Source organism: Pseudomonas sp. Fl4BN1 (genome assembly GCF_009908285.1).
Lineage (GTDB): Bacteria > Pseudomonadota > Gammaproteobacteria > Pseudomonadales > Pseudomonadaceae > Aquipseudomonas.
In genome coordinates, this window is the sequence record NZ_JAAARM010000082.1 from 1 (window position 1) to 1,243 (window position 1,243).

The 1,243-nt window shown below is 55.7% G+C and carries 2 protein-coding genes; both read right to left on the bottom strand.

Annotated features, from left to right (window positions below; translation table 11 throughout):
- Nucleotides 1-52: 52 nt before the first annotated feature.
- Nucleotides 53-886: an IS3 family transposase gene (locus GV818_RS33645; RefSeq protein ID WP_218586323.1), complete on the bottom strand. Its 834-nt coding sequence runs from the start codon at nucleotides 884-886 to the stop codon at nucleotides 53-55.
- Nucleotides 883-1,179 carry a transposase gene (locus GV818_RS33650; protein WP_161760112.1) on the bottom strand — a complete coding sequence of 99 codons (297 nt, stop codon included), beginning with the start codon at nucleotides 1,177-1,179 and terminating at the stop codon, nucleotides 883-885. The genes GV818_RS33645 and GV818_RS33650 overlap by 4 nt, the downstream gene beginning before the upstream one ends.
- Nucleotides 1,180-1,243: the final 64 nt, after the last annotated feature.

Sequence of the window (1,243 nt, forward strand, 5' to 3'; positions counted from 1 at the left end):
GTAGGAGCTGGCTTGTAGTGGTCCAGTTTTTTTGGACCATCCTGTAGGAGTATTAGGCCGCCAGCCTTTCAAAAGCAGCTGGCGGCAGGTTGTTCGAGGCAGAGTGACAACGCCGATGGTTGTAATGAGCGATAAAATCCATCACATCCTTCTGTGCCTCGAAGTGATTCTGGTAGCCATTCTCAGGCGACCAATCGTGTTTCAGTGTTCGGAAATAACGCTCTACTACGGCATTGTCCCAGCAGTTTGCGCGTCGACTCATGCTCTGCACGATCTGCTTCTCAGCCAGATACTCGACAAAACGATCCGCCGTGTACTGGCAGCCCTGATCCGAGTGAAACACCAGCGCTGAACCCGGTCGACGTATACCAACAGCCAGCCGTAAGGCCTTGAGCGACAGCTCTGCATCGGCAGTCCTGGAAAAAGCCCAGCCGACGATCCGGCGTGAAAAAAGATCCATGACGATAGCCAGGTACAACCAACTGCCACCGACCCGGATGTAAGTAATGTCGCCTGCCCAAAATGTGTTGGGCGATGAGGGGTTAAAGCGACGATCAAGGACATTCGCTGCAGCATTGGCGGGTTTACTGGCACGACGATAGTGGGCGTAACGGGCTCGTCGCCTGACCAGTCCAAGACTTTTCATCAGGTGGCCCATACGGTGGCGCCCAATCACGACACCCTGTTTTTTGAGCGCCCTGATAAACCCTCGGGCACCCAGAGCGCCCCGATGCTCGCGGTGCAGTTGCCGTATTGTCTTTTCCAGATGTCGCTCAACCCGGGGCTCAGGTCGGGCCACGGGCTTAGCGTAATAGCTGCTGCGAGGCACGCCCAGAAGTCGGCAAACGTGCCGGACAGAGAGCAGCCCTTTCAAACCCTCGATCACTTGATTCGGCTGAACAGCACCTTCAGATGAGAGGGCAACTGCTTTTTTAGGACACTGTTCTCGGCTTCCAGCAACGCCAGCCTGGCCTGCAGTGAATCAATCAGTTCCTGATCCTGAGGACGTGTGGGTTGCGAGGCTCCTTCATGCTCCTTGCGCCATCTCGCTACCCAGCGACGCAGGGCTGTGGGCCCAACGCCAGTCTGCTCACATGCCTTGGGCACGGAGTAATTCATCTCCACGACCAAGCGAATGGCTTCAGCCTTTTCTTCAGCGGTAACGACCCGAAATCCCATGATGCTTCCTTAGGTTGAAACTCCTACAGAGTGGTCCAGGAACATTGAGCCACAACAGCTTGCC